Origin of the sequence: Ramlibacter monticola, from assembly GCF_016722785.1 — a bacterium.
GTDB classification, from domain to species: Bacteria; Pseudomonadota; Gammaproteobacteria; order Burkholderiales; family Burkholderiaceae_C; genus Ramlibacter; species Ramlibacter monticola.
Map to the genome: position 1 here is coordinate 289,081 of NZ_JAEQNE010000004.1, position 16,494 is coordinate 305,574.

The 16,494-nt window shown below is 67.0% G+C and carries 5 protein-coding genes; 4 read left to right on the forward strand and 1 reads right to left on the reverse strand.

What is annotated here, in order from left to right; translation table 11 throughout:
- Nucleotides 1-209: 209 nt before the first annotated feature.
- From JJ685_RS18000 to JJ685_RS18015, 4 genes are all read left to right on the forward strand, one after another.
- Entirely contained in the window at nucleotides 210-13,520 is a 13,311-nt protein-coding gene (locus tag JJ685_RS18000; RefSeq protein ID WP_201675695.1) for a LysM peptidoglycan-binding domain-containing protein, read from the forward strand.
- 23 nt (nucleotides 13,521-13,543) lie between these two features.
- Entirely contained in the window at nucleotides 13,544-14,074 is a 531-nt protein-coding gene (locus JJ685_RS18005) for a hypothetical protein (RefSeq protein ID WP_201675696.1), read from the forward strand.
- 76 nt (nucleotides 14,075-14,150) lie between these two features.
- Nucleotides 14,151-14,291, forward strand: a complete 141-nt coding sequence (locus JJ685_RS30445) for a transposase domain-containing protein (protein WP_201675697.1) — start codon at nucleotides 14,151-14,153, stop codon at nucleotides 14,289-14,291.
- 288 nt (nucleotides 14,292-14,579) lie between these two features.
- The gene (locus JJ685_RS18015) at nucleotides 14,580-15,557 is read left to right on the forward strand and encodes a hypothetical protein (RefSeq protein ID WP_201675698.1); all 978 of its coding nucleotides are present in this window, start codon (nucleotides 14,580-14,582) and stop codon (nucleotides 15,555-15,557) included.
- 103 nt (nucleotides 15,558-15,660) lie between these two features.
- On the opposite strand, the gene JJ685_RS18020 is transcribed toward JJ685_RS18015, so the two are convergent.
- A complete protein-coding gene (locus JJ685_RS18020) occupies nucleotides 15,661-16,410 on the reverse strand; it encodes a hypothetical protein (protein ID WP_201675699.1) in 750 nt (249 codons plus the stop codon).
- Between the last annotated feature and the right edge of the window lie 84 nt (nucleotides 16,411-16,494).

Below are 16,494 nucleotides of genomic sequence, written 5' to 3' on the forward strand. Positions count from 1 at the left end.
AGGCGTGCGGTCCGCACCTTAGCCGCATGGGCGGGGCGGCCACAGTGGCCTTTGGGCCCATTGAGGGCACACCCCTGGTCCATCCGGAGCCGCTAAACGAATCCTGTTCGCCGGCGATGTACTTGGTGCAGGGTGCCTGTCGGGTGCCGCAGTCGTAACCAAGGAACGGACACGCCATGGTAGGGATCGTCAGCGGCATCAGGGCGGGGTTGAACCTCGGCTCCCGGGAGGTCCTCGGGCAGGCGGGCCTGGTCGGCGATCCGGCGCAGGGCCGCAACGGCCAGAACGTCTATGTGAACGTGTCCACGGGCCTGCTCGTCTTGCAGGCACAGGACGAACTGCTCGTGGCGCGGGGGCCGGACGCCGCCGTGGTCCGGACGTACGACAGCGGCGGCACCTTCAACGACGACAACGGCGACAACTGGGCCAGCGGGGTGGTCTCGCTCGCCCTCGCCGGCACGCTGAACGCCGCGGGCAGCACCGTTTCCCGCACGGATGCCGACGGCAGCACGGCGGTCTACACCTGGAACGCGGCCCGCGGCCTGTACCTGACCACGGAGGGGGCGGGTGCGCACGACACGATCGCCTACCTTGCGGCGGAAAGCCAGTTCGAATGGCGCGACGGCAGCACCGATGCGACGCAGCGCTACGAGGGCAGCGGCGCGCGGCGCCTGCTGGCCAGCGAGGACGGGAGCGGAAACACGCTGCGCTACGCGTACGGGGCGAACGGCTTCCTGAGCTCGGTCACCACCGCGAAGGGGGAGGTCACCTTCTACGACTACGAGGGCGACCAGCTCGCGCAGGTGCGCACGCTCTTCGGCGCCACGCCCACGACGGTGGTGCGCTACGAATACGACACCAGTGGCCGCCTGGACGCGGTCACTGTGGACCTCACGCCTTCGGACAACAGCGTGGCCGACGGCAAGGTGTACCGCACCACCTACACCTACGAGGGCACCAGCGCGCGCCTCGCCACGATCACCCAGACCGATGGCAACAGCCTCGCCTTCACCTACATCGATCTCGGTGGCGGCAGCTACAAGGTCGCTTCCGTCCGCGACGGCCTGGGCCAGACGACCAGCTTCACCTACGACCTGGGCTTCGCGACGGCCACCGACGCGCAGGGCCTGGTCACCCGCTACGACTTCGACACCGCCGGCCGGCTGACCAGGATCACCGCTCCGGCGGTGGCCGCGGGCATCCCCACCAGGACCTTCAGCTACAACGGCGCCGGGGACGTGATTGCCATTCGCGACGGCCAGTCGCGCCTGGTGAGCTTCGGCTACGACGCCAACGGCAACCAGGTGCTGCGGCGCGACGCGGCCGGCAACACCGTGACGCGAACCTTCGATGCGTCCAACCAGCTGTCGACGGAAACGGTCTACTTCACGCCCGATCCGGACGCCGCGGGCCCGCTCCTGCCGGACGCCCCGGCGACGACCCGGTACGTCCATGACGCAGCCGGTCGCAAGCTGCTGCGCTTCACGGTCACGCCTCAGGGGCGCGTCACGGAATACCGCTACAACGGCTTCGGCGATCGCGTGGCCTCCATCACCTATGCGAGCGGGCTCTATCCCACGGACGGACTGGCGGCCACGGCGGTTCCCACCGAAGCGGAGATGGCCGCCTGGGCGGGAACCCAGGACCTGACGGCCACCCAGCGGGTGGATTTCGCCTACGACGGTCGCGGCCAGCTGCAGACGCGCACCGCTTACGCGCGCGTCGCCGCCACCGGAGAGGGCGTCGCCGACGGCTCCCAGTCGGTGGAGAGCTTCGTGTATTCGCAGTCGGGGCTGCTACTGCAGTCCGTGAGCGCGGCCGCGGGCATCACGAGCTACACCTACGACGGCCTGGGCCGCGTGCTCACCAGCACCAACGCCCTGGGCCAGGTGACGGTGACCCAATACGACGACGCGGCCGGCAAGACCGTGGTGACGCTGACCAACGGGCTGGTCACCACCAGCGCCTACGACGCAGCCGGGCGGCTGGTCGCGGTGACGCGCTCGGATGCCGCGGCGGCGAGCCTGGGGGAGACCCGCTACTTCTACGACGCCGGCAACCGCCTGCGCATGACCGAGGATGCGACCGGCGTGCGCAGCTGGGCGATGTACGACGCCGCCGGGCGCAAGGTCGCCGACATCGACGGTAACGGCAGGATGACCGAGTACGCGTTCGACCGCAGCGACCTGCTGACCCACACCGTCACCTACGGCACGGCAGTGAACACGGCCCTGCTGGTGGATGCCACCGGGCTGCCAGTGGCCGCTGCCACGCCGGGGACGGTTCGGCCCCTCGCCAACGCCGCGGACGTGCACGAGTGGCGTTCGTACGATTCTGCGCAGCGGCTGCTGCGCACGGCGCGCACTTTCGGCACGGCCGGAATGGCGGCGGTCACCGAGAACCGCTACGACGGCGCGTCACGGCTCGTCGAAGTCGTGCAATTCGCCAACGGCCGGGCGGCGGCGTCGTTGGTCCCTGGCACCATCGCCGCGCCCGTCGCCTCTGACGCGGACCGCAGCATCCGCTATTTCCACGACAGCGACGGCCTGCTGACAGGCACGCTGGACGCCGAGGGTTACCTGACGGTGTTCCATTACACCGAGGCAGGCCTGCTCGACGAGACGATTCGCTACGCCAACGCCACGGATCCCTTGTTGCGCGCGACGGGCACGCTTGCGCAACTTACGCCGCTGGGCTCTGCCGACGACCTCCGCAGCGTGAACCTCTACGACGGCAAGGGGCAGCTGATCGCCGCCGTCGACGGCGAGGGCTATCTCACCGAGAACGTCTTCGACGCGAACGGCAAGCTCACCCAGGCGGTGCGGTACGCGAACCGCGCCACGGGCACCGCGACCGTCGCCAGCACGGTGTCTTCGCTGCGCCCGCTTCCCCAAGCCGCGGACAGTGCCACCCTGCGCGTGTACGACAAGCTGGGCCGGCTCACCCGGGAGACCGGCCCGGAAGGCGTCGTGACCCAGTACGCGTACGACACGGCGGGCAATCTCGTCTCCACGAGTCGCGCGGTGGGCACGACCGAAGTGCGCACCCTCCTGGCCCGCTACGACCTGCAGGGGCGGCTCACCGGGGAACTGTCCGCGCTCGGCCAGAGCCTGCTGACCGTCGGCCAGACCCAGGCCCAGATCGACGCGATCTGGGCCCAGCACGGGACCAGTCACTCCTACGACGCGGCGGGCCGGCGCATTTCGAGCACGGACCCCGCAGGGAACACGACGCTTTTCTTCTACAACCCCGAGGGCGCGCTGACGCACACCGTCAACGCACTGGGCGAAGTGAAGGAAACCCGGTACGACGTGCTAGGGCGCGTCGTCCAGGAGTTCGCCTATGCCGGACGCATCGACGCCGCCGGCCTGGTCGGCGGGCTGGCGACGGCCGCGCTCGCGAGCGCCGTGGCGGCGATCGCCACCTCGAGCGACTTGCGCGCCACCTATTCCTACGCGACGGATGGTCGCCTGCGCAGCAGCTTCGACGGCCAGGACCACACCACCACGCGTACCTACAACGCCTTCGGCGAAGAGATTGCCCTCAGTGAACAAGTGGCAAGCGGTGTGGTGCTGTCGACGGCCTACACCGTGGACCGGCGTGGCCTGCGGACGAAGACAACGGTGGATCCAGCCAACGTGCAAGGTGTCAACACCGTCACATCCACCGTCTACGACGCCTTCGGCCGGGCGACCCGCACCGTGGACGCGAACGGAAACGTGCGCCAGCAGACCTTCGACCGGCTGGGACGGGTCGTGACCACGGTCGATCCCCTGAACGCGCGCCGCAGCACCAGCTACGACGCCTTCGACCGGGTGCTCACCCAGACCGATGCGCTGGGCAGGGTCACCTCCTATGCCTACGACCGCACGACGAGGAGCATGACCGTCACGACGCCCGAGGGGATCTCCACCACCACGGTGCAGACCCGCCACGGCCAGGTGCAGAGCATCCGGGACGGCAAGGGGCAACTCACCAGCTACACCTACGACCGCAACGGCAAGCTGCTGGCCACCGCCACGCCGCTGACCACCACGTCCAGCATCTACGACGCGCTCGGCCGCGAAATCGAGACCAGGGACGCCAATGGCTTCAAGGTCGCCACCGTCTACGATGCGGCCGGCCGCGTCCTCACCCGCCGCGTGGACCCGACCGGGCTGAACCTGACGACCACGTACTCGTACGACGGCAAGGGGCAGGCCGTCGTCGTCACCGATCCCAATGGGGTGGCCACGACCACGCAGTTCGACAATCGCGGACAAGTGCTGCGGCAGACCGTGGACCCTACCGGGCTCAACCTGGAAACGGTCTACAGCTACGACGCGAGCGGCCACGTCCTGACCGTCACGCGGCCCAGCGGCACGGTGACCGAGTACGCCTACGACGCCCAGGGCCGCCGCGTGCAGGAACGCGTGGACCCGGCCGGCCTCGCGCTCACGCGGTCCTGGGCCTACGACGGCAACGGCAATGTCACCAGCAGCACGGATGCGCGCGGCAACGTCACGCGCTACGCCTACGACGCCGATGACCGATTGGTCTACACCGTGGACCCCATGGGCAATGCGCGCCTCGAGGGGTACGACGCTGCCGGCAGGGTGAACAAGACCGTGGTGTACGCCACGCCCATTTCGACCATCGCGCTCGGTGCTGCCCCGACGGTCGCCGAAGTCGCCGCGAGGGTGGTCGCCTCGCCGGCGCAGGACCAGGTGCAACACCGGGTCTACGACCGGGACGGCCGGCTGGCAGCCACCCTGGATGGCACCGGTGGCGTGACGAAGTTCGTCTACGACGCCAACGGCAACGTGGTGAGCCGCACGGCCTACGCCGCGCGCGTGGCGATGGACGGCTGGGTGGCAGGCACGGTGCCCGCGCCGGTGGCGGACGCGACGCGCGACGAAACAACCAGGACGGTCTACGACGCACTCGATCGTGCCGTCTTCACGGTGAATGGCGTCGGTGCGGTCGTAGCCCAAAGCTACGATGGAAACGGCAACGTCCTCAAGCGCGTTGCCTATGCGGCACCCATCGCGACGGATACCGCACCGACGTCGACCGACATCGCGCTCGCGCTCGAGGCCGTGGGCGACCCGGCGCGCGACGTCGTCCAGCGCAACGTGTACGACGCGGCCGGTCGCCTGATCTGGAGCGCCAACGGTCTGGGCGCCGTGACCGGCCGCGTGTACGACAGGAACGGCAATGTGGTCCGGGAGGCCCTCTACGCCGCCACCGTGGCGGCGAGCGCGGCGCCCAATACCGTGGCCGCCGCCGGCGTCCGGATCACTTCCATGGCGTACGACAGCGCCAACCGACGGGTCTTCACCGTCGACGCGTTGCGCGCCGTCACCGAGCAGGTGTACGACGCGGATGGCAATGTGGTGCAGCGCGTGCAGTACGCTAAGGCCATCGCCTCGGTGCCGCCGCTGGGCGCCGGCGGCACGGTCGATGCCATCCGCTCCAGGATCCTCGCGGATCCCGCAGCCGACCGCGTCAGCCGCTTCGGCCACGACGCTGCCGGCCGGCAGGTGCTCGAAATCGACGCGCTGGGTGCCGTGACCGAAACCCGCTACGACGCGGCCGGGAACACGGCGGCGGTGACGGAGTACGCCGACCCGGTCGATACGAGTGCGTTGGCCGACGCGCCCACACTGCCGGCCCTGCGCGCGCTCATCGTGCCCGATGGAACGGCCGACCGAAGGACCCGGAAGGTCTACGACGAAGCCGGCCGGCTGGTCTACACCCTGCGCGATCTCGGGCCCTCGGGCACGATGGTGGCGGCCTCCAGCGTGGAGTACAACCAGTACAACGGCGCGGGAATGCTCACCCGCACGACCCGTCACGCGGGGCTGATCGATTCCCGCACGGCCGCTACCCTGCCCGGCGTTGCCGCTGCGGTCGCCCTCGTGGCCAATGCGGCCCTCGACCAGAGCGACGCCTATACCTACAACGCGGCCGGCCAGCGGCTCACCTGGACCGATGCGCTGGGCGGCAGGGAGACCTCCGCCTACGACGCCCTGGGCCGCAGGCTGAAGTGGACGAATCCGCGCAATTTCACCTGGACGTACACCTACGATGCCGCCGGCCATCTGCTGACGGAGACTACGCCTCCCGTGGTGGGGCCCCCCATCGTGGGCGTGGACGCAGCGGGCAACCGCGTGGTCGCGGATGGGGACGAGGTGCCGATCGTGACGACCATGGCCTACGATGCCTTGGGCAATCTCGTGCGACGCACCGAAGCCACGGGGCGTCCCGAGGAACGAAGCACACGCTACGAATACGACGCGGTGGGTCGGCAGGTGCGGGTGATCCATCCGCCCGTGGGTGTGTACAACCCCGCCGGGGACGCGGTGACCACCAACGGCGCAGCGGGGATGGCCCTCCGGGTGGAAACCCCGGCGCAGGCCCTCGAGACGCAGACCTTCTATGACGCGCAGGGCAACGCGGTCGCCAGCCGTGACGTCGGCAATGCGATCAGCCAGAAGGTCTACGACGTCCTCGGGAACGTCGTCTACGAAGTGGACGCCATGGGCTACGTCACCAGTTACGCCCGCAATGCCTTCGGGGAAGTGACGACCCTGCTTCGTTACGCGCAGCGCACGACGCTGGCAGAACCGGCTGTCACGCAGGCCTCCCAGGCCGTCACCCGCGCGCAGGTCTCCGCAGCCGTCAACGCGGCGGGCGTTGACCACACGAAGGATCGCAGGTTCCAGACCGTCTACGACCGTGCCGGTCGCGTGATCCAGACCCTCGAGCCGTCGGTGTACGTGTACGACCCCAGCGCGACGGAACTCGCGGACCAGGCGGGAGCGGAAGGCAGGACGACCCAGAACACGTACGACGCATTCGGCCAGTTGGTCCAGGTGCAGACGCGACACAACGCGAAGGCCGGGACGTGGTCGACCACGACACACTACTACGACATCGGCGGGCGTCACACCGCGACGATCGACGCGCTGGGCTATGTGACCGAGCGTGCATTCGACGCCAGCGGCAACCTGGCGCGGCAAACGGAATACGCGACTCCGCTGCAGGTTGCGTGGACGCCGGCGGGCCACGGCCTGCCCGTTTCGTCAGCCGACGATCGCGCCACCACGTACTCCTACGACCGGCTCAACCGGAAGACCGCGGAGAGCCGACTCGACGTCGAATTCAGCACGGCCGCCAACGGCACCAGTGTCCGCGGCACCCTGACCACCACCTACGGCTATGACGCGCTGGGCAACCTGATCCGCGTCACCAGCCCCGACGAGTCGAGCACGTACACGTATTTCGACGCCCTCGGCCGCATCGAGGCGGTGGCGGCGCCCAGCCGCACCAGCACCGTCGGCGGAACGACGCTCATCCCGCTGACCACGTTCCATCGCGATGCCCATGGCAACGTGCTCGCGAAGGTGGAGCATGCGAACGGAGCGGCCGTCGGCATCACGCCGACCTCGTACGACGTCGCAATCGGCAACGCCTCCAACGACCGCATCACGACGTCCGTCCATGACAGCTTCGGACGCAGCATTCAGCTCACGGATGCCAACGGCGACTCGTCCTTCAACTCCTACGACGCCTACGGCCACGTGGCCAAGCGCTGGCAGTCGGTGACCGGCGATGGCGCTACCCGCACCTATTTCGAGGTGAATGCCTACGACAAGCTGGGGCAGCTCGTGCAAACGCTCACGCCCGCTTCCACGTCCGTCTACACGCCACTGGGCGGGATCGGCACCGTGACGCAGGCCCAGGCCGGCGTGGTGAGCGACACCCTCGAATACAACGCCTTCGGCGAGGTGGTCCGCAAGGGCTCGCAGGGGGAGGGGCAGGAGTACTCCGACTACGACAACGCCGGCAGGCTGTGGCGCACGAATTCGGGAGACGGCGTCGACAGGGTCTATCTCTACGACGCGGAAGGCCACCGCACGGCTGAAATCCAGAGCGCTGGCGCGGGTGGGTCGAATCTCGACGCCAGGTCGAATGTCGACATCGGGAGTTTCGCAAGCGCGCAGGCCGCGGCCGCCAATCCACTGACGCGGAGGACGGATTTCCGGTACGACGCGCTTGGACGCCTTGTTGCAAAGGTGGAGCCAGGGCGCGCCGAAGTCCAGGGCGGTGTGAGCGTCTGGCACCAGTTCGTCGAGGCGAACGTGGTGCAAAGCGCCACGCCCGACGAGAACTCGATGCCGACGGGGCCGAACACGGTCAGCCTGAGCTGGAACAGCCTGGCCGGCCTGGGCAGCGGGGACGTCAAGGTCCGCTTGCAGTACCGCTCGTCATGGGGAACGCTCCGCACCTACGACTCGGGCGTGCTGATCGGTGGAGCACCCGCCACGCTTGCCACGCTGGAATGGACGGACGGAGTCGGCCCGGATCTCGGCGTGATCAGCGTCGAACGCATCTCCGTCTACAAGAAGGACGTCAACGGCTCCTGGCGGCTGGTGATCGACCAGCCGCCAGGCGAAGGCGTCAACGAGATCCGCGTCGCGGCGCCTCCGGATCCTTCCACCAGCCTCACCCTGCAACTGCGACGCGTGGGCGAGACCCTCTGGTCGACCGGCGCACTGGCCGACTTCGGCAGCGGATTTCGTTTCGATGCGAGCGGCCTCGCCCCCGGAAGCTATGAGTACCAGGTGACGGCGAAACCTCTCAACGAGGCGGCTCGCGTCGTCGGTGCCGGGACGATCGCCGTCACCCAGCCCTCCCTCAGCAGCATCAGGACGCCGATCACCTATGGTCCGGCGGGGCCAGGCGTTCTGGCCTGGGCCCCGCCTGGTCCATCGTACAACCAGGTGCTGCGCTACCGCCCGAGTGGGAGCACCGGCCCGTGGAGCGAACTGCCCGTCATCTCCCGGGAGACCGGCCATGACGGTGTCGACACCAACGGACTGGCTGCCGGCCAGTACCAGTTCGAGCTTCTCTGGAACGCCGAGACGCAAGATGTTCCGAGCGCCCACGCGACAGGCACGTTCACCGTGGTGGCGGCCAAGCCGGCGGTGTGGTTACCGGAAACGAACCTGCCGAACATCCCGGGCGTCGTCGTGGTCCCGGGTGCGCTGGTCGGAACGGTGATCGGCCAGGAGGAAAACGGCCTGCCGATGTACGCCACCGCGACGATTCCGGCGACCCTGCAGTGGATGGCCATCGATGCCACGGTGGCGCGCTACCGCCAGCCTGGCGGGGCGTGGGCGCTGTTCCCGATCGACAACAGCTCCATGACGCGCGAGGAGTGGGGCACCCCCGCAGGCGTGCAAAGAGTCTCCCTCGGTCCGCTGGGGCCGAACATTTATGAGGTGGAAATCTTCGTCGGCTCGCCGCCGACGGCCCAGGCAACCGCCAGCGTCACTGTCCGCAGCGTGACGTCGGCGACGGTGACGGTGACCACTCCGCCCTATACCCCGGCGCACTGGATTCCAGCACAGGCCGCGCGGTACAGCGTCAGTGTCACCACGGTGGCGGGGTCGCGGGCGCTCAGCACGACGCAGGGCAGCGTCATTTCCCAGGCGGCCGGGCGGGTGAATGGCGACGTTCGCGTGCTGCGCCCCATCGTGTTGCAGGAGGTGGATCGCTGGGGCAACGTCGTCGGGATCACGGACCCGCGGTCGGCCTCCTGGAAGACGACCTACCGGTACAACGCAAGCAACCAGCTCGTGGAGCAGATCGCCCCGGACGTCACGGGCAAGCGGAGTGCAAGCAGTCCTGTCACCTCCCTGTACTACGACACGCAGGGTCGGCAGGTCGCGGTCAAGGACGCCAACGGGTGGGTCAACGGCCAGGTCTACGACGCAGGCGGCAATCTCGTGAGGGAAACGCATGCGGACGGCGGCGTGGTGACCCATGCGTACGACGCCTTCGGCGAGAAGGTGCGCACCGTCGATGCCATGAAGAACATCATGGACTTCAGCTACGACAGGATGGGGCGGCTGGTGCGCCTCACGAAGGAGAAGGTGCCGGTCTACACCGTCACGGCGGGCAATACCCTCTCTTCCCTTGCGGTCACGCGCAACGTGGAGGAAACGTGGACGTACGACCAACTGGGGCGCAAGCTCACGCAGGCCAACGGCAACGGCGAAGTCATCTCCTACGCCTACGACCTGCGCGGCAACATCGTCGCCACCAGGCAGTCCCTCGGCGAGACCGTTGGTTCCGCATTCGACGCCCAGGGACGCAAGATCGCGGAAGTCGATGCGACGGGCGAAGCAGTCGTCACCTGGACGTATGACTACTTCGGCCAACTGCAGTCCGGTCACAAGGATCTCGGTGGAGCGATCTATTCCTACGCCTACGACAACGCACGCCAGCTGGTAGCGCAGACGAACACCCGCGGACAGTCGCTGACCTACGGCTACGACGCGGCGGGACAGCTCACGCGAATCGTGGACAGTGCGACCAACACGACCACCACCTACGCGTACGACCTCGGCGGAAGGCGCATCCGCGAGCAGGTCGTGCAGGGCGGAACAACGTACCAGGACAACCACCTGGCCTACGACGCGCAAGGCAAGCTGCGGGACATCGCGGATTCGCGGGCCCACGTCACCATCGACTACGACAACGCAGGGAACCGGACGCACATCACGACGCACGTGGGCTACCAGGGCCTTACGGGGGAAGTGTCCACCCCCGTCACGCACCGGTACTTCCAGTACGACGAGATGAACCGCCAGCGCGTGGTGGACGCCGTGGATGCCTTGGGCAATCTTGGCCGGCAAGGTCACCGCCTGGCCTACGACGCCAACGGCAACCGGACGTCGGATACCTACTGGGGCAGGAAGGTGGTGACCTCGGCTGGCGAATCGGTCTTCGAAGGTTTCGACGAGAACGGCGTCGCCATCTACTCCGGCCCCGCCCTCAGTTTCACGTCCAGCGAGGGTGAAACCACCGAGCAGTACTACTACGACAAGCTCAACCGGCTCACGGCCGTGGTGAAGGACGGGAGGCAGATCGACCTGCGTCGCTACGACGCGGCGGATCGGGTGCTCCAGTCCGGCTCGCCCGGAAACCTGGAGACGAAGTACGCCGAACTCCTCAATCAAGGCCTGGCGCCGGGGGAGATGAACGGCAAGGAAATGCGGATCAACCGCTACGACGGCAACGGCAGGCTCGCGCACCAGAGGGTGTACCGGAGCGACTGGCGTACCCAGGGCAGCGGGCTGAAGTCCGAGACCAGCTGGGACGGCACTGAAAGTATTGCCGACGGCGCGACCGCGATGTCTTCGAATGGCTATGACGCGGCGGGCAATGCACGCAGCTACGTGGTGAAGAGCTACGAGGGCGGCGGCGTAAGCGAGTACGTCAACACCTTCGTGAAGTTCGAGGGCTATCAATCCAGTGCGATCCAAGGGACTTCATCGCGCCAGCTCCCGGCGGCGACCACGCAGCAGTTCGACGCGAACGGCTTCCTGATCGGGATCAGCGACTCCGGACAGGCCGCCAACAACCGCACCTTCGTGAACGATTCCGAGGGCCGCGCGCTGGCCGTGAACCAGGGCGGAAGGCTGCAGCGCCAGCTGATCGTCAACGGTGAGGTGCTGGGCATCTACGGTGTCGGGGAGGACGAGGCCAACACGGGCACCACCCCGGTCTTCGAGAACGTGGCGGACTTCAACTTCGGTTACGCCAAGGTCACCTCCAGCTATCCCCTCCCGAGTCCCGGCGCCTACACGGTACGCACGGGCGACACGCTGCAGACGATCGCCCAAGGCGCGTACGGCGATAGCTCGCTCTGGTACCGCATCGCCGAGGCGAACGGCCTGGCGTCGAACAGCGACCTGAGGGTCGGCCAGACCCTGAACGTCCCGAACCGGGTTTCGGCGATCAGCAACAACGCGAACACCTTCAAGCCGTACGACCCGTCGCGGATCGAGGGCGACAAGACGCCGACGCTGGTCACGCCGCAGAAGCATGGGGGATGTGGGGGCGTGGGAAAGCTCCTCATGCTCGTCGTGGCCGTCGTGGTGACGATCTACACGGTGGGAGCCGCGACCTCGGGGACGCTTGCGTTCGGCGACGCGATGGCCGCTGGAATGGAAGCGACGGCGAGCGTGGCCACCGGCGGGGCGACCCTGGGCGAGGCAGGAATCATGGCAGCCGGGGCCGCGGCTGGCTCCGCGGCAAGTCAGCTCGTGGGCCTCGCAACCGGAACGATCGACAAGTTCGACTGGAAAGGAGTTGCGCTTTCCGCGATCGGGGGCGGCATTTCCGCGGGATTGCCGAAGATTCCCCTTGGTTTGGGCGAGTTTGGGAACGTGATTGTTCGAGCGGCCGTCACCAACGCCGTCTCGCAAGGCGTAGGCGTGATCACGGGATTGCAGAAGCGATTCGACTGGAAGGGTGTCGCCGCCAGCGCAGTGGGGGCGGGGATAGGAAAGCTGGTTGGCGGTGAACTCGAACGCGCCTGGGGCAGGTCTCCTATGACCCAATTTGCAGCGCGAGGGGTTGCGGGGCTGGTCTCGGGTGTTGCTGCTGCCGCAATGCGGGGTGGGAGGATCGTTGCCCAGCAAGTTGCGGTGGATGCGTTTGGAAATGCGCTGGGGCAAAGTCTGGCCGGCGCGGCTTCGAATGGCGGAACCCAACCAACCGCGCTGGCGACGGGCGATTGGGCACGGATCGACAGATCAAGCGATGCGGTCATGGCGGCGTCGCAGAACACCCCTCATCAAAGCTTCAGGCTTGACGAGATCGCGCAGCAGAACGAGTGCGGCCGGGCCGATGCGATGTATGGCTGGAACACCGGCAACGACGGCCTTGGGTTCAGGCCTGTCGCCGGCCTTGGGGCTGCGGGCATGCGCTACGAAGGTGTGCGTTCGGCGATGTTCGATGACATGCGGGTCTTCAGCGACTCCGAAGATCCAAATGCCTTGGTGAACGTTGGCCAAGGCGGCAGTCCGACTGCTCAAGTGCCACCGCTGTTCAATCCGACGGCCGCCGGCGGCGCCGGGGTCGTGGGCGGTGGCTATCAAGTGGTGCGACCTCGCGGTGCCGGGGGATCGCCCGGCTTTGACATCGTGAGGGAGCTCCCCGCGGGTGCACCAGGATACGGCCAGGCCAGCCCAAGCCTGGGCCTCGGAGCGCCGCCGAAGCTGGTCGACGGTCCTTCGTGGCTTGATTTCACCACCCCAGGATTGCCGCTGCCGGTGCGTGCGCTAGGCGGGTTGCTGGACAATCTCATCTTCAAGAGTCCGTCACAAAAGCTGGGAGAAGCACTGGAAGCTTCAGGCTATCGGAGGCCAAGCGATTCGGCGGCGCATCACATCGTGCCCGAGGGCGATGCGCGTGCTGCCGACATTCGACAGCGACTAAAGGATTGGGACATTGAAATCAATTCGGCTGACAACGGCGTCTTTCTGCCGCAAAAGGCGGGCAGCGAAGCGGCGGGCGCGTACCATCCGAAACTCAACAACGATGATTACTATCGACAACTTGAGCGAGACTTCAGCGGGGTCAATACAAGACAGCGCGCTCTTGACACGCTCAATGACATTCGTGGGCAACTTTTGAATGGAACTTATCCCGGCTCGCGACCCGTGCCACCGAAGCAATGAAGCTTTTCGACCTAGTCTGTGACGTGAACAACTATGCCTCGTTCCTGTTCAAGGACGCGAGCGAGTCTGCGAGGTGGGGTGATGGATGGTTCGAGGGCACGCGGCGCGGTTCCTCCTATCCCATCCCCGTCGGTGTGAGAAACCGGGAGGGGGACCAGGCGCGATCAGAGGTCCTGCCTGACTTCACTCAGCTTGGTTTGCGTCCCATTCCGACCTTCTCGCAACGAGCCGTTGATTCCCTGGGCGCTGTGCTGCGCGAGCACGGCGAGTTGGCGCCGATCCAGATGAGCGAGCTTGTGCAGTACTTCGGCTTCAACCCAACCACTATCGTGGACGTGCTGGACGAGAAAAAATCACAGATCAAACGCTTCACTGACGGCGAAGTCATGCGAGTGGAGCGCCATGTTCTTCTCGACTCAGTGACGAGCCTGCCTCCGATCTTTAAGATCCCGCAGACCCGAAGAAACACCACGTATGTCAATGAGATGTTCGTGGGACTGGTACAAGAGAAGGGCTTAACCGGCTTCCGATTCGAGGTGTTGTTTCAGCGGTAGGCTGTATGCGCGGATTCGGATTCGGATTCGGATTCGGATTCGGATTCGGATTCGGATTCGGATTCGGATTCGGGCCGTGAGGAGTTGGGGTCGGATTCCAATTTTCTGCCCCAAGATCCGTGGGCACGACCCACACGCCCACTTGCGCGACGTGCTGCAGCCGCTACCCGAGCATCCGGCCGGCTCTCTCGACGACCTGCTGCCGCACCGCTGGTAGGACTGATCGGGTCCGCTCACCGCAGGCCACCGCCGACGTCAAGGTGGTCTACCTAGCCGCTTACTCCTGGGCAGTCTGCCAGTCGCTCGGTGGCACGCCCGCCACCACTCAGTGTTTGCCAGTACCGGATGGACCGGCAATTCCGGGTACTTCGTCGCTGGCGGCAGCCGGAGCACTGGCATACGCTCCAACACTACGTGCGTAGCGTGAAGCGGTGACACTCCGAGTTCTCACTCGAAGTCTGGCTTCATCACCCTCATTCCGGCCAGGGAGTCCATGAGCTCCTACTTGAATATTGCCCTGAACCACTTCGCCGCGATGCAGCGATGGGTCACCGGGAACGCGGCGGAAGCGACGCTCGACATGAGCAACCTCTCCGTGGAGGTCAAGTGCCGCGGGCGGTACTACCGCATGTATCCCACGTTCCAGGCGATCGTCCACGGCAGGCTGACACACCTTCCCAACCTGACGGCGGACGCGCGGGGCTTCGGCGGCTGGCGGCCGTACCGGGCGGTCACCCACCCGCATTCCACCGACAAGGCTCTGTTCAAGGCCCATCTGGCCGAGGCGGGGCTGCGCTCGCCCGCCACCTGGGACGTGCAGCGTGCCACGCCCGACCACGACTACGTTCTCAAGGCCCGCAGGGGTTCTTTCGGACAGGGGCTTCATGGGCCATTTCGGGCGAATGCGCCGGTTCCGCAAGGAATCGAGATCGCCAGGGACGGCGGGTTCTTCGCAGAGCAGTTCGTCCCGGGGCGGATGCTGAAGGTCTGGTACTGGGGCGCCCGCCCCTTCTTCGCCCACATGCAGGAGTTCCCCGCGATCTTGGGCGACGGACGCAACACCGTAGAGGCTCTGCTCCGGGCCAGAATCGCTGCCGCGCAATCGAGTTGGGGCAACTTCGCGCAGAAGCCCGTCGTGATGGCGTGCCTCGCGTTCCAGGGCATCGGGCCGCAAGACGTACTCGAGGGGGGCCGCTCGGCCTGGTTCGACTACAGGTACGGGCAGCTCTATCCCACCTCCTTCGGGGCCACTCCGGTGAGCGACAACCAGATCGACCCTCTCGCGCAACTCACGGGCACGCAACTGCTGGATCAAGGCCGCGCCCTCGCGCGCCTGCTGCAGCAGGCCTTCCCGGCGCCCCTCCTGATCACGGTGGACGGCATCCTCGACCGCGAAGGAAGGATCTGGTGGCTGGAAATGAACACCAACTCCCTCGTGCCTCCCGAAGCCTATGAAGTGATGTTCGCGGATCTGTTCGGGTAGCCCACGCGAGGTCCGCCCGGCGGGAGCTTCTCCAAGGAGGCGTCTCGCCGGGCCGTTTTCCCGCCAGCCTGTCCGTCCAAGGGCTGGAGGGAGGCTCGAGATCTCAGCGCAGCGCGACCGGCTTCACCGTGAGCCGGTACGTGACGTCCACCTCCCACGGCAGCACCTGGAAGTTCGTCGGCGCGTAATAGCACCCCGCCGAAGCGCCCCCGAATCGCAGCGTGTGCTGCCCCGGCACCAGCGGCGCGACCAGCGCGAAGTAGCCGTCGCTGATCGCGGGCGAATAGACCGTCGCCGCCGGCACGTTCGAGTCGTTCGATGGCACGGTGATGTCGAACACAACGGACTTCACGCGCAAGGTATTCAGCACGCGCGCAGCCACCGGAACGCCGTCGATCTCCAGCCGCAATTGCGAAACGGCATCCATGCATCCCACGGCCTCCGCCCTGAGTTCCGCCGCGGCCTGCGAAGCGACGTTGTAGTCGAGGAAGTTGATCAGCGGCAGCAGCAGCGCCTTGCCCTCGGGAAGCGTGCAGGCGCGCGTGACGGAACCGCTGCCGACGGTTCCCATGAGGAACCACACCGGGCCATGCTGCATGAAGCTGCAGGCCGCACCCGTGGCGTCCGCCAGCGGGTTGGCGGATTGCGGGCTGGCCATCACGTACTGCCACCACTCCGCCGACCATTCGGCCATGGAGCGGCCCTCCACCACGGCATTGGCCGCGTACAGCGCGTGCGGCCTCGCCAGGTTGCCTCCGGCGGCCTGGTTCTGGGCGAGTGCCGTTGCGCCGCCGATCGAGCATGCGAGTGCGGCCGCCGCGACGACCACGCGCCTGGTGCTTGTGCTTGTCATGGGATCCTCCTGGTCGGTGCTTCTTTCCGCATCCACCGCGGACGCGGCGCAATGAAGAGTGGTGCGGCAGGGGAGTCCGGATTT

What these genes read in the sequence shown, in the direction of transcription:
- JJ685_RS18020 (WP_201675699.1), bottom strand. Translation starts at nt 16,410, where the DNA reads ATGACAAGCACAAGCACCAGGCGCGTGGTCGTCGCGGCGGCCGCACTC.